Genomic DNA, 21,890 nt, shown 5'->3' with positions numbered 1-21,890 from the left:
TTTCCCCTGCGGTTTTATTGTGCGTTGCACACAATGTAGCGCTTCATGGATTTGTCACCAGACCAGATCGCCGATCGCGTGGGTCGCGCCCACCGCTTCGGCGTCCAGCAGGGCGTGAACCGCGTCGGCGTTGAGCTGGCCGTCGGGGCCGATCGCCTTCTCGCCGTGGATGCCCTTGGCGATGAACAGGCAGGCCAGCTTCTGGTCGTGGGCGCCCTTCACGTCGGTGATGACGCCGTCGCCCACGCACAGCACGCGGTCGCGATCGACCGGGCGGCCCAGCAGGCGGGCGGCCTCGGCCAGGGCCAGGTCGTAGATCGCGCCATAGGGCTTGCCGGCCATGACCACCTTGCCGCCCAGGCTCTCATAGAGGTCGGCCAGGGCGCCGGCGCAGAAGATCAGGCGATCGCCGCGCTGCACGACGCGGTCGGGATTGGCGCAGATGAACAGCAGGCCCCGGTCGGCGGCGACCTTCAACCGTGCGCGATAGTCCTCGGGAACCTCGTTCTCGTCGTCGTACAGGCCCGAGCACAGGATGAAGTCGGCGTCCTCGCAACCGGCGAGGGTGAGGTCGAACCCGGCCCACAGCGGCGCGTCGCGCTCGGGGCCGACCTTCCAGACCTTGGTCCCCGCGTGCGGCGTCAGCAGCGCGCGGGTCGCGTCGCCGGAGGTGACGAAGCCGTTCCAGGCCGAGCGCGGGACGCCCAGGCCGTCCAGTTGCGCCACCACGTCGGCCGACGGGCGCGGCGAGTTCGAGATCAGCACCACCGGACCCTGGGTCTGGCCCCACCGAGTCAGGGCGTCGCAGGCCTCGGGAAAGCTCGCCACCCCGTTGTGAATCACGCCCCAGACGTCGCACAGCACCACGTCGTAGCGGTCGGAAAGGGCGGACAGGCCGGCGGGGAAATCCATCATGGCGTGGGCGGTAACGGTCCGGGGGCGGGGCGTCAATGTCGCCACCGGCCTTAGCTGTCCCCGATCGGCCGGGATTCAAGGCCCTCACGGCGGCTTTAAGGTGAAGCTTTCGGAGAGCGGCGTTCCGTGACTATGCTGTGGTTAATAAGGGGGAGGGGCCGATGACGATTTTGATCCTGGGTCTCGTGGTGTTTCTGGGGATCCATTCGGTGCGGATCCTGGCCGCGCCAGTCCGCGACGCGCAGGTCGCCGCCAATCCGAAGCGTTGGAAGGGTCTCTATTCGCTGGTCTCGGCCGTCGGACTGGGGCTGATCATCTGGGGCTGGATCCTGGTCCGGCCGACGGCGCCGCAGCTCTATGATCCGCCGGCCTGGGGGCGGCACGCGACCCTGGCCCTGGTCTGGATCGCCTTCGTGCTGATGCCGACCGCCAACGCCCCGACCGGGCGGATCAAGGCCACGGTGCGCCATCCGATGCTGCTGGGCGTGATCTTCTGGTCGTCGGGCCACCTGCTGGCCAATGGCGACCAGGCGTCGGTGGCGCTGTTCGGGTCGTTCCTGGTCTGGGCGATCCTCGACCTGGCCTCGGCCCTCGGCCGCAAGGAGCCCGCGCCGGTGGCGACCAAGCCGAGGTCGGACGTGATCGCGGTGCTGGCCGGCACGGTGCTGTGGTGCGTGTTCGTGGTCTTCCTGCACCGCGTGCTGTTCGGCGTCTCGCCGCTGGGGTGAGGGGTTGGGCTTTTCTCTCCTCCCCCTCTGGGGGAGGGGGACCGCCGAACGGCGGTGGAGGGGGCTTTGGGGCGAGGCCTATTCAGAACCGCTTCGCGGACCCCCTCCGTCTCGATGCGTATTCGCATCGAGCCACCTCCCCCTAATGGGGAGGAGAGTCATGTCGCGTCGTGGAAGATCACGCCCAGCGTCCGCCGCCGTCCGGCGCGGATCTCGCTGACCCCGTGCCGCAGCACGCGCCGGTGCACGCCGCGCGTCCCCTCGGCCGGGCGTTCGCGCACCGCGAAGATCACGCCCTCGCCCTGGCGCAGGGGCACGACCTGGGGCGCGGACTGCTGGCGCGGCCGCTGCTCGACGATGACGAACTCGCCGCCCTCGAAGTCGCGCCCGGGATCGTCCAGCAGGAACGCCGCCTGCAGCGGGAAGACGTGCTCGCCGTACAGATCCTGGTGCAGGCAGTTGTAGTCGCCGGGGCCGTAGGTCAGCAGCAGCGGCGTCGGTCGGACCTGGCCGGCCTCGCGGCAGCGGGCCAGCATGTCGTCCAGCGCCTCGGGAAAGCGCCGGCCCTCGTCCAGGCGTTCGGCCCAGCGGTTGGCGATCGTCGACAGCGGGCCGTACAGTCCCTGCCGGAGCCGTTGGACGAGGTCCGGCAGGGGGTAGCTGAAGTACTTGTACTCGCCGCGCCCGAAGCCGTGGCGGGCCATGACCACCCGGCTGCGAAAGCCTTCGTCCCGGGGATAGAGATCGGCGATGGCCGCGCAGGTCTCGGGCTTCAGCAGCGGGCCGGTCAGGGCCCAGCCGCGCGCGTCCAGCTCGGCGCTGATACGGCTCCAGTCCATCCTAAGAACAGGATTGGGGGTCACGCCGCCTCCCGAGCCAGCAGCGCCCGCTTGCGCTCGACACCCCAGCGATAGCCCGAGAGGCCGCCGTCGGCGCGGACCACGCGGTGGCAGGGCGTGATCACCGCCAGCGGGTTGGCCCCGCAGGCCTGGGCCACGGCGCGGAAGGCGCTGGGTCGGCCGATGGCCTTGGCGATGTCGGCGTAGGAAGCGGTCTGGCCGGCTGGGATCTCGCGCAGGGCGGCCCAGACGGCCTTCTGCAGGTCCGTGCCCTGGGCGTCGATCGTCAGGTCCGGGCGCCCAGACAGTTTCTGGTCGGGGTGGTCGACCAGATCGGCCACCGCCGCGAGGTCGGCCGTCAGCCCTTCGGCGTCGGGGACGATGCGGGCGTGCTTGAAGCGCTTTTCCAGGTCCGCCTTCAAGGCCTCGGCGTCATCGCCCAGGGTGACAAGGCGCAGGCCGGCCTCGGAACGGGCGACCAGGGCAAGGCCCAGGCTGGTCTCGCCGACGGCCCAGCGCAGGGTCTCGCGGTTGATGTCGGGCTTGCAGCGCAGGCAGGCGCGCAGGCCGGCGGCGCGGGCGTCCTCCCGGGTGGCGTAGAAGGCGACGTTCTTGCGCAGCGGGCGGCCGCCGCAGCTGGCGACGCAATAGACGCCGGTCGTGCGCACGCCGATGTAGAAGGCGCCTTCGGCGGCGCGGTCCTTGGCGCGCATGGCGTCCCAGCGCGCGTCGTCGTTCAGGTATGCGGTCATGGGGTGGTCTCCTTTCGTGGGGAGACCATGAGCCTGTCCTAGGGACGGGTCATTCCGATGCTTGCGGCCTGGCGCCCAAAACTGTCACCAGTCTGGCGGAGCTTACCAACCCGAAGCGCGGCGGCGCATGGCGCCACGCATGAAGTCGACCGGCGGTTCGGCTTCGGCCAGCACCGCGTCGCGGATGGCGCGGGGCTCGCCGAACAGGTTGCCCTGGCCATAGCCGATGTCCAGGTCGAGGATGTCGACGATCTGCTTCTCGGACTCGACCTTCTCGACGACGACTTCGATGCCGTAGCGGCGGGTCAGGGCGGCGAAGTCGGCGGCGTTCAGGTCGGGCAGCGAGGCGATGACCAGCTTGCCATCCTGCTCTTCCAGCTGATCCAGCATCATCTGGGCGCCGACCTTGATGTAGCGGACGTCGGCGCGGGCCAGGTCCTGGAAGTCCAGGTCCAGGTCGTTGACCTTGTCCAGGCTGAAGCTGAAGCCCAGGCCGGCCAGGCGGCTCATGTGGCGGGCCTCGACCGGACCGCGACGGTCGAACGACGCCTGGCCCAGCTCGAAGATCACCGCGCCGGCCAGGTCCTTGTTGGCCTGCATGAATTCCAGGAACTGCGGGAAGAAGCTCTCGTCGCCCAGGCTGGCCAGCGAGATGTTGCAGAAGATCCCGACCTTGCGGTCCTGCTTGGCCAGGCGGCGGACGATCTGCACGCAGCGGAACAGCAGCAGGTTGTCGATGGTCGTCATCAGGCCTTCGGGCTCGGCCACGGCCAGGTACTCGGCCGGCATCATCACGCGGCCGCTCTCGTCGCGCAGACGCGAGAAGCTTTCGTAGAAGACCGTGCGGCGCTGGGGCAGGTTGACGATCGGCTGCAGATAGAGGTCGACGCGGTTCTCGGCCAGGGCGTCCTGCACGATTTCCAGCATGTGGCTGGCGTGCGGCGCGCGCTCGCGGCCCGGAATGGCGTGACGGGCCGAGGCGGCGGCGACCTGGTGGCTGAGCTGGTGCTCCAGCCGGTCGTTCATGCTCTGGATCAGGTCCTCCAGCTGGTGGACCTCGGTCGACAGCTCGTCCGAGCGGCGCTGGGAGTCAGCGGCGACGGTCTCGACCAGGTCGGTGACGCGGGCGTCGACCTTCTCGATCTGGTCCAGCAGGATGGCGTGGGCCTCGCGCACGGTGTCGATCTCGCCGCGCAGGCCGGCGGCGACGAAGGCCTGGGCGACCAGGCCGTGGAAAGCGAAGCAGAGACCCAGCGCGCCGACGAAGGCCGAGACGCCGACAGCCGGGGTCGCGCCCATCCTCCAGAGGAAGAGGGAGACGATCAAAGCCAGACAAAGATAGGCGCCCGTCAGGAGCGCCAGCATCAGCCTACGCATAATCCGCCCATACGAATCGTTACACGCAATCAGACCGATCCAGGCGCGCGAAGTCGAATCTATTAACGACCCTGCGCCATTCGGTCCCAACAGCCCTTAAGCGGTAATCATAACCCAGAACGGCAGGATCGCTGAATCGACATTGGTCTCTTCGACTGATAATCGTTCGCAATCAATCGGAGCCATTATGTCCGAAGCGTTCGTGTTGTCGCCTGACCTCAACCCCGCCGGGATCGAAACCGCCGGCGTCCGCCCCCTGGCCAGCGCCGGGCGGGGCGAGCGCGGCGTGATCGTCCGGGTGACCGGCGTTTCCGGCGCGGCCGAGGCCGTCGTCGCCGAGGAGCTGGAGCGTCGCCTGCTGGAGATGGGCTTCGTGGAGGGGGCGAGCATCGAGGTGCTGCACGAGGGCCTGTTCGGGCGCGATCCGATCGCCGTGCGGGTGGACGACACCCGCGTGGCCCTGCGCCGCCGCGAGGCCGGTGCTGTTTCCGTGAAGTTCGACGGGCGCTAGGACCTTGGCCCTCGATACAGCTCCCGCCGACGCGGCGCGCTCGCCCGTGTCCGCCGACCCCGCCCGGGTCGCCCTGGTCGGCAATCCCAATTCCGGCAAGACGGCGCTGTTCAACGCCCTGACCGGCAGCCGCCAGAAGGTGGCCAACTACGCCGGCGTCACCGTCGAACGTAAGGAAGGCGTGCTGACCACGCCGACCGGCCGCCAGATGCGCGTGCTGGATCTGCCGGGCACCTACAGCCTCCGCGCCCGCAGCCCGGACGAGGCGGTGACCCGCGACGCGGTGCTGGGCAAGCTGGCCGGCGAGGTCGCGCCCGAGGCCCTGATCTGCGTGGCCGACGCCACCAACCTGCGCCTGGTCCTGCGCCTCGTTCTGGAGCTGAAGCAGGTGGGCCGCCCGTTCGTGCTGGCCCTCAACATGTTCGACATCGCCCAGCGCCAGGGCCTGCGCATCGACCTCGACCTCCTGTCCAGGGAGCTCGGCGCGCCGATCGTCACCACGGTGGCGACCCGCAAGCGCGGCCTGCCCGAGCTGCTGGAAAAGGTCGAGGCCATCGTCGCCACCCGTGGGCTCGAGGCCGAGAACGTCTGGCGTGAGCCGACCGCCGGCGAGATCCGCGCCGCCCACGCCGAGGCCCAGCGCATCTTCAAGGCCTGCGTGAAGCCGCCCGAGCGCCCCGACACCGTCACCGGCAAGATCGACGCCGTGTTGCTGCATCCCGTGGCGGGCCTCGTCATCCTGCTGACCCTGCTGTTCGTGATGTTCCAGGCGGTGTTCACCTGGGCCACGCCTTTGATGGACGGCATCGACGCAGGCTTCGCGGCCCTGGTCGCGTTCACCAACGCCCACCTGCCCCAGGGCCTGCTGACCAGCTTCATCGCCGACGGCCTGATCGCCGGCGTGGGCAGCGTGCTGGTGTTCCTGCCGCAGATCCTGATCCTGTTCTTCTTCATCTTGATCCTGGAGGACAGCGGCTACATGGCCCGCGCGGCCTTCCTGATGGACAAGATCATGGGCGGCGCCGGCCTGCACGGGCGGGCCTTCATCCCGCTGCTGTCCAGCTTCGCCTGCGCCATCCCCGGCATCATGTCGACCCGGGTGATCGACAACCGCGAGGACCGGCTGACCACCATCCTGGTCGCCCCGCTGATGACCTGCTCGGCGCGGATCCCGGTCTACACCCTGATCATCGGGGCCTTCATTCCGCAGCAGACCGTCGGGGGCTTCCTGTCCCTGCAGGGGCTGGTGATGTTCGGCCTCTACGCCAGCGGCATCGTCAGCGCGCTGCTGGTCTCGTTCGTGATCCGACGCGTCTTCTGGCGCGGCGCGGTCGAGCCCTTCATGATGGAGCTGCCGACCTATCGCTGGCCCGAGCCGCGCAATCTGGCGATGAACCTGTGGACCCGCGCGCGGATCTTCATGGCCCGCGCCGGCCGCATCATCCTGCCGCTGATGGTGCTGGTCTGGGTGCTGTCGACCTTCCCCTATCCGCCGGAGGGCGCGACGGGACCGGCCATCGACTACAGCATCGCCGGGCGGGTGGGTAAGTTCATCGCTCCGCTGATGGCCCCGATCGGCTTCAACTGGCAGATGACCGTGGCCCTGATCCCCGGCATGGCCGCCCGCGAGGTCGCCGTGGCCGTGTTGGGCACGGTCTATGCCGTCAGCGGCGAGGACGGCGAGACCGGCGCCCTGTCGACCCTGCTGAAGAACCAGTGGTCCCTGGCCAGCGCCCTGTCGTTCCTGGCCTGGTACGTCTTCGCGCCGCAGTGCCTGCCCACCCTGGGCGTGGTCAAGCGCGAGACCAACAGCTGGGTCTGGCCGACCGTGATGTTCGTCTACATGGTCAGCCTGGCCTATCTGGCGGCCTTCGCCGTCTACCACACGGCCGTGGCGTTCGGGCTGGGGTGACGCGGACGGGCGCCTACCCCGCCCGCTCCAGGTCCTTGCCGTAGGACAGTCGCCGCCAGACCCATTCCAGCGGACCCATGCGGAAGCGGGCCAGCCACAGCGGCGACCAGATCAGCTGCAGGGTCCAGATGGCGATCACGCACAGCCACAGCTGCACGCGGTCCAGCTGGCCGAACAGGCCCAGGCCCCGGCCGCTCCAAAAGAGCGTGGTCATGATGATCGACTGGGTCAGGTAGTTGGTGAAGGCCATCTGGCCCAGGCGCGCCAGCGGCGTTAGCAGGACGCGGACGGCCGCCGAGCGGATCAGCAGAATAGCCAGCGAGGCGTAGCCCAGGGTGATGGGCAGGGTCAGGAACTCGTAGCCCAGCTGGTAGCGGCCCATGGCCTGCGGTTTGGCGAAGCCGGTCGCCAGCTTGATGCTGTTCTCCCAGCCGCTCCAGGCCAGGCCGACCGCGCCCAGGGCGATCAGCGCCAGATAGACCCCGGTGCGCGCCCGGCCGGTCAGGAAGCCCCATTTGTACAGCGCCATGCCGATCATCATCAGGGCGCCCGTGCGCCAGCTGAAGATGATCACGCTGCCCGCCTGCAGCACGCCCCAGTCCTTGGCGTTGTGCAGCAGGGCCGAGGCCAGGCCCGCGCGCATCTCGGCGATGGCCAGGGGCACGCCGCCGGGCGTGGCGGGCTGGCCGATCTGGGCGATGACGTTGCGTTGCACGTCCGGCGGCGCGTTCTCGATGGCCAGGTACGGCGCCACGGCCAGCACCGAGCCCAGCAGGACGACGCCCAGCCCCACGGCCAGCAGCCGCCCGGGCGGCCAGGACCGGAAGCGCATCACCACGAAGCCGACGCAGGCGTACAGCAGCAGGATGTCGCCGAACCAGATCAGCAGGCCGTGCAGCACGCCGATCACGGCCAGCCATCCCAGCCGTCGGCGCAGCAGGGCGCTCCGGGCGACGTCCGACCGCTCGCCGCCGACCAGCAGGATCGACACCCCGAACAGCATCGAGAACAGGGTGACGAACTTGTAGTGGAAGAAGGTGTGGACCACCCACCAGGCGGCGGCCTCGGACCCGACCAGCGGGAACGGCGACAGCTCCGGCGAGATATAGACCGACATCGGCTGGGCGAAGCCCACGGCGTTGACGGCCAGGATGCCCATCACGCCCAGGCCGCGCAGGATGTCGAGGCTGAGATGCCGATCGTCCTTGGCGACCGGCCTCAGGACCGGCCCGGGCGTCTTGTCGGCTTCGGTCATGGCGGCGTCCCCCTTACGAGACGCCGCGCACTCGTCTAGCGCGTGGGAACCGGCGTCTCGCCCCGGTAGTCATAGAAGCCGCGACCGGTCTTTTTGCCAAGCCACCCGGCTTCGACATATTTCACCAGCAGCGGGCAGGGGCGGTACTTGCTGTCGGCCAGGCCCTCGTACAGCACGTTCATGATGCTCAGCACGGTGTCCAGGCCGATGAAGTCGCCCAGCTCCAGCGGGCCCATCGGATGGTTGGCGCCCAGCTTCATGGCCGTGTCGATGGCGTCGACGGTGCCGACCCCCTCGTACAGGGTGTAGATCGCCTCGTTGATCATCGGCACCAGCACGCGGTTGACGATGAAGGCGGGGAAGTCCTCGGCGTTGCTGGTGATCTTGCCCAGCGACTGGGCGAAGGCGACGGCGCGCTCGTAGGTGGGGACGTCCGTGGCGATGCCGCGGATGATCTCCACCAGCTTCATCAGCGGCACCGGGTTCATGAAGTGCAGGCCGATGAAGCGCTCGGGACGGTCCGTGGACGAGGCCAGGCGCGTGATCGAGATCGACGAGGTGTTCGAGGCCAGCAGCGTGTCGGGCTTGAGGTGCGGCTGCAGGCTGCGGAAGATCGACTTCTTGATCTCCTCGTTCTCGGTGGCCGCCTCGATGGCCAGGTCGGTGGCCCCGATGGCCTCCAGGCCCTCGGCCGGCTGGATGCGGGCCAGGGCCGCCTTCATGGCGTCGTCGTCGATGATGCCGCGGCCGACTTGCCGGGCCATGTTCTTCTCGATCAGGGCGAGGCCCGCGTCGATCCGCTCGCGCGAAATGTCGTGGAGACGTACGTCATAGCCGCCCAGGGCGACGACATGCGCGATGCCCGACCCCATCTGGCCGGCGCCGATCACGCCGACCGATTTGATTTCACTCATAAAAGCCAAGCCTTCGCTTGAATGCGCGCCAGGCTTCCCGCCCAGGCCGTCTGATATGACCGCTTTTCTAGCACGAGAAACCGTGGCGCCGCCAAGGCTTTGCTGCGTTGCAACGCGAGCCTGGCCGCAACGCCTTGCCCCGCTGGGGTCAGGCCTGAACTCAGGCTTGGGGCGGGTAGGGACGGGTCGCGCCGTTCGGATCCTCGACCGACCCCTCGGCCACGTAGTTCGGACCGACCGGGACCTTGCCGTGGCCGCCCGGGATGTCGAGCACGTAGGTCGGCTGGGCCAGCCCCGACAGCGTCCCGCGCAGGGCCTTCATGATCGCCTGGCCCTCGGCCAGGGTGGTGCGCAGGTGGCTCGTGCCCGGGGCGTGGTCGCCATGGTGCAGGTAATAGGGCCGCACCCGTGTCTCGACGAAGGCCCGCATCAGGTCGGTCAGCACGGCCGGGTCGTCATTGACCCCGCGCAGCAGGACGGTCTGGCTGACCATCGGGATGCCGGCGTCGACGATCCGGGCGCAGGCGGCGCGGGCGGCCGGCGTCAGCTCGCGGGCGTGGTTGGCGTGCAGGGCGACATAGACGGTCTTGGTTCCGCGCTTCAGCGCCGCGATCAGCGCGGGCGTCACGGCCTCGGGATCGACCGCGGGGACGCGGGTGTGGAAGCGGACGATCTTCACGTGATCGATCGCCTCCAGCCGGTCCATCAGCTCGGCCAGGCGGCGGGGCGACAGCACGAAGGGGTCGCCGCCGGTGACGATGACCTCCCAGATCTCCGGCCGGCCGGCGATGTAGGCGAAGGCCGCGTCCAGCTGGGCCGGGGTCAGGTTCGACAGCCCCTCGGGCCCGACCATCTCGCGCCGGAAGCAGAACCGGCAATAGACCGCGCAGGTGTGGGTGGGCTTCAGCAGAACCCGGTCGGGATAGCGGTGGACGATCCCCTCGACCGGGCTGTGGACGTTGTCGCCGATCGGGTCGCCGTCCTCGCCGGGGCTGGCGACCAGCTCCTCGGAAGAGGGGACGAACTGCCGTGCGATCGGGTCATCGTCGTTCGTGGGATCGATCAGTTCGGCCATCGCCGGGGTGATCGCCACCGCGTAGCGCGCCGCCACCGCCTCCAGCGCCGGCAGGCGCTCGGGCGGAACCAGCCCGGCCTCGGCCAGGGCCTTGATATCGCGAAGCGTTCGGGCGTCGCGAAGGGTCTTGTCCTGGCTTTCTTGGGGGGCGGTCATGAGGGGCGGGGATATGAGGGATTTCAGCCCCGGAGGCAAATCCCGCCCTAGACGACCGCGCCGAACGCCTTGCCGATCAGGGCCGTGGCGGCCAGGGCCAGCGCGCCCCAGAACGTCACGCGGATCGTCGAGCGCAGCGGCGGCGCGCCGCCGGCCCAGGCCCCCAGCCAGCCCAGCACGGCCAGGAACAGCAAGGTGGCGACGCTGATCGCCGGGATCATCGTCCCGAGCGGCGCGAAGACGGTCACCGCCAGCGGCAGGGCGGCCCCCACGGCGAAGGTGGCCGCCGAGGTCAGGGCGGCCTGGATCGGACGGGCCGCCAGGTGCTCGGAAATGCCCAGCTCGTCGCGGGCGTGGGCGGCCAGGGCGTCCCCGGCGTTCAGTTGGGCGGCCACCTGGCGGGCCAGCTCCGGGGTCAGGCCGCGCGCGACATAGATCGCCGTCATCTCCTCCAGCTCCGCCTCGGGCTGGCTGGTCAGCTCCTCGCGCTCGCGGGCGAGGTCGGCGGCTTCGCTATCGGCCTGGGAGCTGACCGAGACGTACTCGCCGGCGGCCATCGACATGGCGCCGGCCACCAGGGCCGCGCCCGCCGTCAGGATGATCGCGCCGCGCGTCGTGTCGGCGGCCGCCACGCCGACGATCAGGGCCGCCGTGGAGACGATGCCGTCGTTCGCGCCCAGCACCGCCGCGCGCAGCCATCCGATCCGCGAGACCGCGTGCCGTTCGACATGGACCTTTAATCGCGTCATGCGAACCCCCAGACCTGAACCCGTCCTTCGTGACGCCATACGGTCCGCCACGCGTTGATCGACCGCAAGGCCTGGAGCTTGCGGAGTTAGGCGACCGGCGTCCAGACCACGTCTTCGATCCGCCGCGCGCCGGTCGCCAGCAGCACCAGCCGGTCGAAGCCCAGGGCCGAGCCGGAGGCTTCCGGCATGGACGCCAGGGCGGCCAGGAAGTCCTCGTCGATCGGGTAGCGCTCGCCGTAGATCCGCGCCTTCTCGTCCATCTCGATCAGGAAGCGGCGGCGCTGCTCGGCCGGGTCGGTCAGTTCGCCGAAGGCGTTGGCCAGTTCGACGCCGCAGGCATAGAGCTCGAAGCGCTCGGCCACGCGCGGGTCGGCGTCCTTGGGGCGGGCCAGGGCGGCTTCCGAGATCGGGTATTCGCAGAGGATCGTGGCGCGGCCTTCGCCCAGGCGCGGCTCGACCTTCTCGACGATGATGCGGCTGAAGACGTCGGCCCAGCCGTCGTCGTCGGCCACCCGGATCCCGGCGTCGCGGGCGGCGGCGGCCAGGGCGTCTCGGTCCGTCGACCCGTCCGCCGCGACGCTGGCCAAGAGGTCGACGCCGGCGTGGCGCTGGAACGCCTCGGCCACCGACAGCCGCTCGGGCGCGGCGAAGGGGTCGCAAGCCGTGCCCCGGAAATCGAAGCGCGTCGTTCCCGCCGTCTCGGCCGCCAGGGCCAGCAAGGTCGCGCAATCGTCCATCAGGGCCTGGTAGGGGGCGCCGGTCCGGTACCACTCCAGCATGGTGAACTCGGGATGGTGCAGCGGCCCGCGCTCGCGGTTGCGCCACACCTTGCCCAGGCTGAAGATTTTCTCCTCGCCGGCCGCCAGCAGCTTCTTGCAGGCGAACTCCGGCGAGGTGTGCAGATAGAGCGGGCTGGCTTCGCCCGAGAGGGTCAGCGCCTGGGTGGCGAAGGCGTGCAGGTGCGCCTCGTTGCCGGGCGAGACCTGCAGCGCCGCCGCTTCGACCTCCTCGAAACCCTCGGCCTCGAACCAGGCGCGGAAGGCCTTGGTGATCCGGTTGCGGGCCAGCAGGAACGGGCGGCGGTCGTGATGGACGTCGGCGCGCCACCAGGTGGACGAGAGTTCGGACAAGGCGGCTACCGGGCTAACAACCGAAGAGGCTGGAGATTTCGGCCCATTCGCTATAGGAGGGCGCTCACGGATCAATAGCACGAACGCGCCAGCGCACTCGCGCGCGCATTCCACCCAAGGACGATAAGTACGTGAAGGTCGCAGCCAGCTCGCTCCGCAAAGGCGCCGTCGTCGACATGGACGGCAAGCTCTACGTCGTCCTGACGGTCGACAACATCCACCCCGGCAAGGGCACGCCGGTGACCCAGCTGAACATGCGCCGCATCTCGGACGGGGTGAAGGTTTCGGAGCGCTACCGCACCACCGAGCAGGTCGAGCGCGCCTTCGTCGACCAGCGCAACCACACCTTCCTGTACCAGGACGGCGAGGGCTTCCACTTCATGAACCCGGAGACCTACGACCAGCTCGTGGCGACCGAGGACGTGATCGGCGACGCCGCGCCCTACCTGCAGGAGAACATGACGGTCCAGCTGTCGACCCACAACGACGTGCCGATCGCCATCGAACTGCCGCGCACCGTGGTTCTCGAGATCGTCGACACCGAACCGTCGGTGAAGGGCCAGACCGCCAGCTCGTCGTACAAGCCGGCCGTGCTCAGCAACGGCGTTAAGACCACCGTCCCGCCGTACATCACCGTGGGCACCCGCGTGATCATCCTGACGGAAGACAACAGCTACCAGGAACGCGCCAAGGACTAAGCGTCTTTCGGACTCGGAATTAGGAAAGGCCCGGCGGGAGACCGCCGGGCCTTTTTGCTTTCGGCCTTGGCCGGTGGACTAGAAGTCCGCCGACAGCGTCACGAAGCCCATGCGGGGCGCCTGCGGGAAGGCCGTGTAGCCGCCCGAGTTGCTGGTCACGCCGGCCGTCGAGACGCCCTTCTTGTCGAAGAGGTTGGTGACGTTGCCGGTCAGGCGCAGGCCCTTCACGAAGCCCTTGTCCCCCATGTCGAACGTGTAGCCGGCCTGCAGGTCGACCAGCATCATCGACTTGACCGACAGGTCGTTGAGGTAGGTGACGAAGCGCTTGCCGACATAGTCGCCGCTGACCTGGGCGTCGAACCGGCCGTAGTTCACGCGGGCGATGGTCTTGTTCAGCCACTTGGGCATCAGGGGCACGTACTTGCCGCCGGTGGCGACCGTGACCGGGGTCGAGACGCCGCCGACGATCGTCGTGCCCGACTGGTAGTCCTGGTCGTACTTGGACTCGTTGTACGACAGGGCGTTGTAGAGCTGGAAATGCTCGCCGAACTTCAGCGTGCCGGCCACGTCGACGCCCTTGGTGGTGACGTCGCCGACATTGGCCAGGATGGCCGGCGCCGGGTTGATGAAGTTGTAGGGCGCGATGTTCAGCAGGCGGTTGCTGAACTTCACAGTGTAGGCGTTGACCTGGCCCTCGACGCCGGTGATCGGGCCCCAGGCCACGTCGTGGCGGGTGCGCAGGCCGGCTTCATAGGTCCACGAGGTCTCCGGCTTCACCGTCTGCTTGAACAGGTCGAAGGCCGCCTGGGTGCCCAGGCTCCAGGCCGAGAAGCCGTAGAAGCCGCTGCCCGCGCCGTACGGGATGAACTGGCGCATGTTCTGCTGGACGTTGACGAAGACCTGCTCGGTCTCGGTGGCGTCCCACAGCAGGCCGGCCTGGGGCAGGAACCACTTGTTCGACTTGATCGAACCGGTCGGATAGTGGACCGGCACGGCCACGGTCGGCAGGTTCTGCTGGTTGATCGGGAACTTGCCGGTGGCGTCCTGCAGGCTGGACTTGAAGCCGGCCTGCAGCAGCAGCTTGGGCGTCACCCGCCACTGGTCCTGCAGGTGCAGCTGGATGTCGTTGGTGAAGAACTCGGCCGCGTATTGGGTCAGGGCCTTCTTGCCGCGCGGCACGTCGTACGGCGACAGGTCGTTGTTCTCCTTGGTCATCGGATACCAGACGCGGTGCTGGGCCGGTTCGTTGTGCTCGAACCAGACGCCGCCCTTGATCTGGTGGTCGCCCAGGGTCCACTCGGCCGTCGAGATCACGCCCGGACGGTTGATGCGGTACTCGGTGGTGCGCACCGCGTTGCCGCTGCCGCCCATCAGGTTGACGATGTTGGTCAGGGTGGCGGCGCTGGTGGGCGTGCCGACCACGAGGCCGGGATAGTAGGTGGCGAACAGCGCCGGCAGGCCGGCGGTGTTGACCGGACCGGCCACGATCCCGCGCCCGAAATTGTAGTGGTAGTAGGCCTGGTTGGTCCAGGTGAAGCCCTCGACCGGCGTCCAGGCGTACTTGACGTAGGCCAGGATGTCCTCGCGCTGGGCGGCGCTGAAGCAGTTGGAGAAGTTGTTGCCCTGGGCCGGCGGCGGCGTGCCCGGGCCGCCGGTCAGGTTGCTCGTGCAGGCCGCCAGGTTCGGATACAGGAACGGGCGGCTATACGGCGTGAAGCCGGCCGCCGCGGCGGTCTGCTGGTTGCCCATGGCGGTGGCGTCCTCGTTCGGCTCCACCTTCATCTGCCAGTCGGCGTAGACGGTCAGCACGCCCTTCTCGCCCTCGCGGACCAGCTTCAGGTTCACCTGGTGGCCGCGCTGGTGGCCGTCGAAGTCCCAGGCCTTGGCGTCCTGGCGCAGATACGAGATGTAGCCCTTGAAGCCGCTGGCCATCTCGCCGGTGTCGAAGCGCACGAAGGTGCGGCTGGCCGAGTGGCTGCCCAGGGTCTGGCGCAGGTTGAAGCCGCGCTCGGCAGACGGGTCGCGGCTGAAGGTCTCGATGGCGCCGCCCAGGTTGCTGGTCGAGGCCACGCCCAGCGAGCCGGCGCCCGACGACAGGGTCACCCGCGCGACGTTCTCGCTGGTGACGGCGCGCGAGACCGACAGGCCGTTGTAGTTGCCGTACTGCTGGTCGCCCAGCGGCACGCCGTCCAGGGTGAAGCCCAGCTGCTGGGTCGAGAAACCGTGGACGAACAGCGACACGTTCTGCTCGTTGGCGCCCCACGGATCGGCGGTCCGATAGACGACGCCGGGCAGGAACTGGATGGCCTTCAGCGGGCTGGCGCCGGGCAGGACGCGCTGGATCTGCTGGGCTTCCATGGCCACCGCCGAGCGCGTCTCGCGCTGGCTGGTGATGATCACCTGCTCGACGCTGGTCGAGTCGGCGTCGGCGGCGGGCGCGGCGGCGACCTCGGCGGCGTGAGCACCCGTGGCCAGAAGCGCCGCGAAGGCCGCGCCGCACACCAGTTGCGCCTGGCGCTTGAACGTCTTGTTGGACAGCATGATTCCCATATCCCCCATCGCGATTGCGGTGGGCCGGGGATAGGGGCGCCGTGGAACGGCTCCACGACAGATTGACGACGCTCACGTGACGGTGGCGCGGGCGCCACAGGGCGCCAAAAGGGGGCGGCTACAGCCCGATCGCTTCCAGCTGGGCGCGGTCCATGGCGTCCAGCTGGGCGGCGGTCAGCTTGTTGACCTGGGCGCGCGACAGTTGGCTCAGCTGGGACGGCGCGAAGGCCGCGATCTGCTCGCCGGTGAAGCCGGCGATCTGGCTGGGCATGATCTGGCCGATCTGGCTCGAGGTCAGGCTCTGGATCGCCACCTTGGGCAGCTGGCCGACCTGGGTGGTGGTCAGGGCCCCCAGCTGGGCGCCCGACAGCCGGGCCAGGCCCTCGGCCCCGAAGGCGGTCAGCTGCTCGGCCGTGAAGCCGCGCACCTGGGTCGCGGTCAGGCCGCCGAACTGCTCCGCGTTCAAGCCGGTCAGCGCGGTCAGCGACAACGCCCCGATCTGGCCGGTGGTCAGGGCGGCGACCTGGGTCTTGTTGAACTCGCCGATGTCGGTCGCCGACAGGCCGCGCACCTGGACCGGCGACAGGGCGGCGATCTGGCCGACCGTCATGGCCGCCACCTGGGTCACGTTCAGGGCTGAGATGTCGGCGGCTGAGAAGCCCTCCAGCTGCGCCGCGCCCAGGGCCCCGATCTGGGTGGTGGTGAACTCGCCGATGTCGGCGGTGCTGAACCGCTCGATCTGGGTGGCGGTCAGGCCGCGCACCTGGGTGGCGGTCAGGCGGGCGAACTGGGCGGCGTCCAGGGCCGAGAGGATCTCGCCGCGCACCGCGCCCATCTGGCTGGCCGAGAGGGCCGCCACCTGGCTTTCCGACAGCGCGCCGAAGGCGGCGGCGTCCAGGCTGGCCACGATCGTGGTGGAGAGGCCCGCGACCTGGGTCGTCGCCAGGCTGGGCAGGCGCGAGGTTCCCAGGGCCGCGAAGGCCGTCGGCGTCAGGGCCCCGATCTGGGCGGCGCCGAGGCTGGCCAGCTCGGTGTTGGACAGGCCTGCGATCAGGCTGGTCGACAGGCCGCCGAACTGGGTGGCGGTCAGCTGTCCCAGGCGCCCTTTGAACGCGCTGTCGGGCAGGCCGGCCATCTGGGTCGTGGTGAGGCCCGCGAACTGGGCCGCCGACAGGCCGGCGATGGTCGTGGTCGACAGGCTGCCGAGGTTGGTTCCCGACAGCGCTCCGATCTGGGCGGCGGTGAGGGCGGCGACCTGGGTGGTGGTCAGCTCGCCGAAGTCCGTGGTCGAGAGCGACCCGACCTGGGTGGTGGTCAGGCTCTGGACCTGGGTGGTCGACAGGCGCGCGACCTGGGTGGCGCTGAACGCGGCGAAGGCGGTCGCCGACAGGGCCGACAGGAAGCTGCTGGACAGGCTGCCGACCTGGGTCGTGGCCAGGGCCGCCAGCTGCTGGCCGGTCAGGCTGCCGGCCTGGGTCGCCGACAGGCCGGCCAGCTGGGTGGAGGCCAGGGCCGCGACCTGGGTGACGTCCAGGGCCGGCAGGACATCGGTCGACAGCGCGCCCAGCTGCACCGAGGTCAGGGCCGCCAGCTGGGTCGAGGATAGGCCGGGCGCCTGCGATGGGCGCAGGGCCGAGATCTGCGACGGCGCCATGGTCTTGAGCTGGGCGGTGGTCAGGGCGGCCAGCTGGGTCGCGCTCAGCGCCGCGACGTCGGTGGCGGGCAGGGCGGCCAGCTGGGCGGGCGCGATGGCTCCGACCTGGGTGGCGCTGAGTTCGGCCATGTCCTCGGGCGTCAGGCCGCGCAGCTGGGTGGCGGTGAGGGCGCCGATCTGGGCGGTGGACAGGGCCGCGATATGGGCGGCGTCTAGGGCCGAGAAGGCGGTGGACGACAGGCCGCCGATCTGGGTCGGGGTCAGCAGGGCCAGGCGGCCGGTGTCCAGGCCGGCGACGGCGGTGGCCGACAGGCCCGCCACCTGGGTGGCGCGCAGGGCGGTCCACTGGCCGCTGGTCAGGGCCCCCAGGTCGGCGGCGTCCAGCGTCGAGAGCTGGGTGGTCGAGAGGCCCTGCACCTGGCTCGCGCTCAGCCCCGCCCATTGGGTGGCGGTCAGCTCGCCGACCAGGGTCGCCGACAGCGCGCCCACCTGGGCGGTGGTCAGGGCGGCGACCTGGGTGGCGTTGAGCACGGCGAAGGTGGCGGGCTCCAGGCTGCGGAGCTGGGTGGGGGTCAGGCCGCGGATCTGGGCGGTGTCCAGCCGCTGCAGGCCATCCACCTTGAGGGCGGCCAGGTTGGTCACCGACAGCGCGCCGATCTGGCCGGCGGTCAGGGCGCCGATCTGGGTCGGGCTGAGGGCCTCGATCAGGTCGGACGGGGCCTTGCCGATCTGGTCGTTCGACAGGGCGCGCAGCTGGGTCGCGCTCAGCGCCGCCACCTGGGCGTCGGTCAGGCCGGCCAGGGCCGTCGCCGACAGCTTGTTGATCTGGGCCACGTTCAGATTGCCGACCGCCGTCGCCGACAGATGGTCGACCAGGACGCTGACCTGGGTCCCGTCCAGCGCGCCGATCTGGGTGGGGCTCAGCTGGTCGACGTCGGTGTCCGTCAGGCCCTTGAGCTGGGTGGTGGTCAGGCCCTTCATCTGGACGGCCGACAGGCGCGCGGTCTGGGTGGCGTCCAGGGCCGACAGCACCTCGGGCGTCAGGCCGGCGATCTGGACGGCGCTCAGGGCCCCCAGCTCGGTGGTGCTGAGCCGCGCGATGTCGCTGGGCGAGAAGACCTTCAGCTGGGCGGCCGTGATCCCCTGGAACTGGGCCGGGGTCAGGGCGGTGACGCTCCGCAGGGCCGTCAGCTGGGTCCCCGAGAGGGCGCTGACCTGGCCGGGGCTGAGAGCGCCGACCTGCTCGGGCGTCATCGCGCCGACGTCGCCGACCGACAGGGCCTTCAGCTGCAGCGGCGTCAGGGCCTTGATCTGGGTGGGCGTGAACGCGCCGAACGCCGCGTCCGGCAGCTCGGCCAGGCGCTCGGCCGGCATCTCGCGGATCTGGGCGGCGGTGAAGGCCTTCAGCTGGGCGCGGGTGAACTCGTTGAAGTCCTCGCCGTCCAGGGCCTTCAGCTGGTCGGTGCGCAGGCGCGCGATCTGGCTGGCGTTGAGCGCCCCGACCTGGGTCGCGTCCAGCGCCGCGAAGCCCGTCGCCGACAGACCGCCGACGGCCAGCGGGTCCAGGGCGGCCAACTGGCTCGCGGACAGGCTGGTGATCGTCGTCACCGACAGGGCGGCGGTGTGGGCGCCGGACAGGCCGGCCAGCTGGGCCGGGGTCAGGGCGTCCAGCACGGTCGCCCCGGCCTTGCCCAGCTCGACGGCCGAGAAGGCCTTGACCTGGGTCGCGGTCAGCGCCGCCAGGCGGTTCGGAACCATGGCCTTCAGCTGGTCGGCGTTCAGGGCCGACAGCTGCAGGGTGGTGGCGCGGCTCCACTGGTCGGGCGTGGTCAGGGCGACGGCGCTGGCGGACAGGCCGCGCAGGGCCGCGACCGACAGGCTGGCGAACTGGGTCGCCGAGAGCGCGCCGACCTGGTCGGCCGACAGCAGGGCGACCTGGCTGGACCCCAACACCGACACCTGGGTGGGGGTGAGGGCGTTGATCTGGTCGCGGCTGAACTCGCCGATGTCGGTGGCCGACAGGCCGCGCAGCTGGGCGGCGCTCATCGCCCGGACCTGGGCCAGCGACAGGCTGCGCACCTGGTCCTGCGACAGGGCCGAGACCGCCGTCGCGGTCATGGCCGCCATCTGGGTGGTGGCCAGCACGTCCAGGACCTGGGTGCTTAAGCCCGCGACCGTCGTGCGCGACAGCGACTGCATCTGGGCCTGGTTCAGCACCACCAGCTGGTTGGCGCTGAAGGCGACGGTGGCCGACAGGCGCGGCAGCTGGGCGGTGGTCAGGGCCGTGACCTGGGCCGGCGAGAAGGCGGCGAACTGCTCGGCGGTCATGCCGCTGATCGCCGTGACCGAGATGGCGGCCACCTGGGCCTTGGTCAGCTTGGCGAACTCGGAGGGCGGCGCCTCGGCCAGGGCTGCGCCGGTCAGGGACGCGATCTTGGCCGGAGTCAGGCTGGACAGGACCGAGGCGTCGGAACTGATGGCGACCATCGCGGGACTTCCACCGTACTCGGGCCGCGCGATCCCCTTCGAGGAGGCTCGGCCGAAAAACCGCCAACATTCCCGGACGGCGAATCGTTAACCTCCACTCTAGGTGGAAGGGCGTTTAGTTCAAACTGTATTTCCCGACCTGGCATAGGCGGTCAAGCCGGCGACCAGGGCGTCGAACACCAGGCGCACGCGGCGGACGTCCTTGAGGTCCTCGTGGGTGACCACGAAGGTCTCCAGGTCGAAGCTGAAGACCTCGGGCAGCACCCGCTCCAGCATCGGGTCGCGGACGGCCAGGCCGACCTGGCAGATCCCCAGGCCCAGGCCCGCCCGGATCGCCGCCAGCTGGGCCAGGTCGTTGTCGGTGCGGAAGGCGAACTCCTCGACGCGCAGGTCCAGGCCCATGGCCTTGACCGCCCGCACCCCGATGGTCTCGCTCTCGTAGCCGATCAGCGGCAACCGGCGGGCTTCCTCCAGCGTGGCGGGGCGGCCCCAGGCGTCCAGCAGGCGCTTGTGGGCGTGCATGCCCAGTCTGATGTTTCCCACCCGCTTGGCGACCAGCGCCTCCTGGATTGGGCGGACCATGCGCACGGCGATGTCGGCCTCGCGGCGCAGCAGGTCCTCGCTGCGGTTGGTCAGGGCCAGCTCGAAGACCAGGCCCGGATGGGCCTCGCGCAGGGCGGCCAGGATCGGCGGCAGCACTTCCATGCCGACCACCTCGCTGGCCGTGATGCGCACCGCGCCCGAGGCGGCGTGGGCCTCGGCCGAGGCGGCGCGGGCCAGGGAGGCCGCCGCCATGGCCATGGCCCGGGCGTGCTGGGCCAGTTCCCGGCCCAGCGGCGTCGGGGTCAGGCCCGAGGGCGAGCGGGTGAAGAGGGCGACGCCCAGCTGGGTCTCCAGGTCCTCGATCCGCCGGCGCACCGTGGGCTGGGCCGCGCCCAGCTGGCGGGCGGCGGCCGACAGGCTGCCGGTGTCGACCACGGCCAGGAAGGCGCGCTGGCGTTCCCAGTCAACAGGGGTGGCGACGGGTGTGGCCCCGGGCGTCACGGCGGGGGAGGGCGGATCGAGGCTCATATATTTTTGATAGTCCGATCGATCGTTCTCGACAATTTCTGTCGAGGCGAGCGCGGCGCATCTTTGGGGCGTCGAACAGCCCCCAAGCGGGCAAGGAGCCCCCGATGACCTTCTCCGAACCTCGCATCGCCCTCGTCCTCGGCGCCAACGGCGGCGTGGGCGGAGAGACCGCCGCCGCCCTGGTCCGCCGGGGCTGGAATGTCCGCGCCCTGGTGCGCGACCCGGGCAGGGCCGAGCGCCTGGCCGGCGTCTCGTACCAGGCGGGCGACGCCCTGGACCGCGCGGCCGTGGTCGCCGCCGCCGAGGGCGCGGCCATTATCGTCCACGCGGTGAACCCGCCCGGCTATCGCGGCTGGAAGCAGCAGGTCCTGCCGATGCTGGAGAACACGATCGCCGCCGCCCGGGTCAGCGGGGCGCGGATCCTGCTGCCGGGCACGATCTACAACTACGACCCCGCCGCCCAGCCGGCGATCGACGAGGCCACGCCGCAGCGCGCCTTCACGCGCAAGGGCGAGATCCGCGTGGAGATGGAGGTCCGGCTCGAGGCCGCCGCGTCTGAAGGCAAGGCTGGCGGCGTCCGTTCGCTGATCCTGCGGGCGGGCGACTATTTCGGGCCGCGCTCGACGGCCAACAGCTGGTTCGCCTCGGGCCTGGTCAAGCCGGGCCAGCCGGTGAAGACCATCCTCTATCCGGGCGACAAAGCCATCGGCCATGCCTGGGCCTACCTGCCCGACGTCGGCGAGACCTTCGCCCGCCTGGCCGACCGCGAGGCCGAGCTGCCGGCCTTCGCCCGCTTCCATTTCGAGGGGCTCTGGGACGCCGACGGGACCGCCATGGTCCGCGCCATCGCCCGCGCCGCCGGCCTGACGCGTCCCGACGTCCGCCGCCTGCCCTGGGGGCTGCTGCCGGTCGCCGGGCTGTTCAACGAGACCATGCGCGAGTTGGCCGAGATGCGCCCGTTCTGGCGCCATCCCGTGCGCCTGGAGAACCGCCGCCTGGTCGCCTTCCTGGGCGAGGAGCCGCGCACGCCGCTGGACGTCGCGGTCCGGGCGACGATGGCGGGCTTGGACGTGCCGGTGGCCGACACCGCGCCGCGCCTGTCCCGGGCGGCCTGATC

At 70.1% G+C, this 21,890-nt stretch carries 17 protein-coding genes; 5 read left to right on the top strand and 12 right to left on the bottom strand.

Going from position 1 to position 21,890, the window contains the following annotated elements:
• Positions 1-54 precede the first annotated feature (54 nt).
• Complete coding sequence (locus K8940_RS19940; RefSeq protein WP_223395917.1) at positions 55-915, bottom strand: TIGR01459 family HAD-type hydrolase; 861 nt, start codon at positions 913-915, stop codon at positions 55-57.
• A gap of 161 nt (positions 916-1,076) precedes the next feature.
• Between K8940_RS19940 and K8940_RS19935 the strand changes: the two genes are divergently transcribed.
• A complete protein-coding gene (locus tag K8940_RS19935) occupies positions 1,077-1,643 on the top strand; it encodes an NnrU family protein (protein ID WP_223391793.1) in 567 nt (188 codons plus the stop codon).
• Positions 1,644-1,801: 158 nt separating this feature from the next.
• Here K8940_RS19935 and K8940_RS19930 read toward each other — a convergent pair whose 3' ends face one another.
• The 3 genes from K8940_RS19930 to K8940_RS19920 form a co-directional block, all read right to left on the bottom strand.
• Complete coding sequence (locus tag K8940_RS19930; RefSeq protein WP_223391792.1) at positions 1,802-2,506, bottom strand: 2OG-Fe(II) oxygenase; 705 nt, start codon at positions 2,504-2,506, stop codon at positions 1,802-1,804.
• A complete protein-coding gene (locus K8940_RS19925) occupies positions 2,503-3,234 on the bottom strand; it encodes a methylated-DNA--[protein]-cysteine S-methyltransferase (protein WP_223391791.1) in 732 nt (243 codons plus the stop codon). Before K8940_RS19925 ends, K8940_RS19930 begins: the two co-directional genes overlap by 4 nt.
• A gap of 102 nt (positions 3,235-3,336) precedes the next feature.
• Positions 3,337-4,611 (bottom strand): EAL domain-containing protein, encoded by a 1,275-nt coding sequence (locus K8940_RS19920; RefSeq protein ID WP_223391790.1) that lies wholly within the window; start codon positions 4,609-4,611, stop codon positions 3,337-3,339.
• Positions 4,612-4,798: 187 nt separating this feature from the next.
• On the opposite strand from K8940_RS19920, the gene K8940_RS19915 reads away from it, so the two are divergent.
• A complete protein-coding gene (locus tag K8940_RS19915) occupies positions 4,799-5,122 on the top strand; it encodes a ferrous iron transport protein A (RefSeq protein WP_223391789.1) in 324 nt (107 codons plus the stop codon).
• A gap of 46 nt (positions 5,123-5,168) precedes the next feature.
• The gene (gene feoB, locus K8940_RS19910) at positions 5,169-7,034 is read left to right on the top strand and encodes a ferrous iron transport protein B (protein WP_223395915.1); all 1,866 of its coding nucleotides are present in this window, start codon (positions 5,169-5,171) and stop codon (positions 7,032-7,034) included.
• 13 nt (positions 7,035-7,047) lie between these two features.
• Here the strand turns inward: feoB and K8940_RS19905 are convergent, their stop codons facing one another.
• From K8940_RS19905 to epmA, 5 genes are all read right to left on the bottom strand, one after another.
• A complete protein-coding gene (locus K8940_RS19905) occupies positions 7,048-8,289 on the bottom strand; it encodes a DUF418 domain-containing protein (RefSeq protein WP_223391788.1) in 1,242 nt (413 codons plus the stop codon).
• A gap of 35 nt (positions 8,290-8,324) precedes the next feature.
• Positions 8,325-9,203, bottom strand: a complete 879-nt coding sequence (locus K8940_RS19900) for a 3-hydroxybutyryl-CoA dehydrogenase (RefSeq protein ID WP_223391787.1) — start codon at positions 9,201-9,203, stop codon at positions 8,325-8,327.
• Positions 9,204-9,363: 160 nt separating this feature from the next.
• On the bottom strand, positions 9,364-10,434 hold the full coding sequence (locus K8940_RS19895) for a lysine-2,3-aminomutase-like protein (protein WP_223391786.1): 1,071 nt from the start codon (positions 10,432-10,434) through the stop codon (positions 9,364-9,366).
• A gap of 47 nt (positions 10,435-10,481) precedes the next feature.
• Positions 10,482-11,183 carry a VIT family protein gene (locus K8940_RS19890; protein ID WP_223391785.1) on the bottom strand — a complete coding sequence of 234 codons (702 nt, stop codon included), beginning with the start codon at positions 11,181-11,183 and terminating at the stop codon, positions 10,482-10,484.
• An 86-nt stretch (positions 11,184-11,269) separates the two neighbouring features.
• Positions 11,270-12,313: an EF-P lysine aminoacylase EpmA gene (epmA, locus tag K8940_RS19885; RefSeq protein WP_223391784.1), complete on the bottom strand. Its 1,044-nt coding sequence runs from the start codon at positions 12,311-12,313 to the stop codon at positions 11,270-11,272.
• 131 nt (positions 12,314-12,444) lie between these two features.
• Here epmA and efp point away from each other — a divergent pair, with 131 nt between their 5' ends.
• Positions 12,445-13,011, top strand: a complete 567-nt coding sequence (gene efp / locus K8940_RS19880; RefSeq protein ID WP_223391783.1) for an elongation factor P — start codon at positions 12,445-12,447, stop codon at positions 13,009-13,011.
• 78 nt (positions 13,012-13,089) lie between these two features.
• Here the strand turns inward: efp and K8940_RS19875 are convergent, their stop codons facing one another.
• From K8940_RS19875 to K8940_RS19865, 3 genes are all read right to left on the bottom strand, one after another.
• Positions 13,090-15,552, bottom strand: a complete 2,463-nt coding sequence (locus K8940_RS19875) for a TonB-dependent receptor (protein WP_223391782.1) — start codon at positions 15,550-15,552, stop codon at positions 13,090-13,092.
• A gap of 127 nt (positions 15,553-15,679) precedes the next feature.
• The gene (locus K8940_RS19870) at positions 15,680-19,702 is read right to left on the bottom strand and encodes an ice nucleation protein (protein WP_223391781.1); all 4,023 of its coding nucleotides are present in this window, start codon (positions 19,700-19,702) and stop codon (positions 15,680-15,682) included.
• Between the two features lie 120 nt (positions 19,703-19,822).
• Positions 19,823-20,773 carry a LysR family transcriptional regulator gene (locus K8940_RS19865; protein WP_223391780.1) on the bottom strand — a complete coding sequence of 317 codons (951 nt, stop codon included), beginning with the start codon at positions 20,771-20,773 and terminating at the stop codon, positions 19,823-19,825.
• Between the two features lie 104 nt (positions 20,774-20,877).
• On the opposite strand from K8940_RS19865, the gene K8940_RS19860 reads away from it, so the two are divergent.
• Positions 20,878-21,888, top strand: a complete 1,011-nt coding sequence (locus tag K8940_RS19860; RefSeq protein WP_223391779.1) for an NAD(P)H-binding protein — start codon at positions 20,878-20,880, stop codon at positions 21,886-21,888.
• The last annotated feature ends 2 nt before the right edge of the window (positions 21,889-21,890 follow it).

The sequence above is a fragment of the Caulobacter segnis genome (genome assembly GCF_019931575.1).
Classification (GTDB): Bacteria; Pseudomonadota; Alphaproteobacteria; order Caulobacterales; family Caulobacteraceae; genus Caulobacter; species Caulobacter segnis_C.
This window is presented reverse-complemented; position numbering and strand designations above follow the sequence as displayed.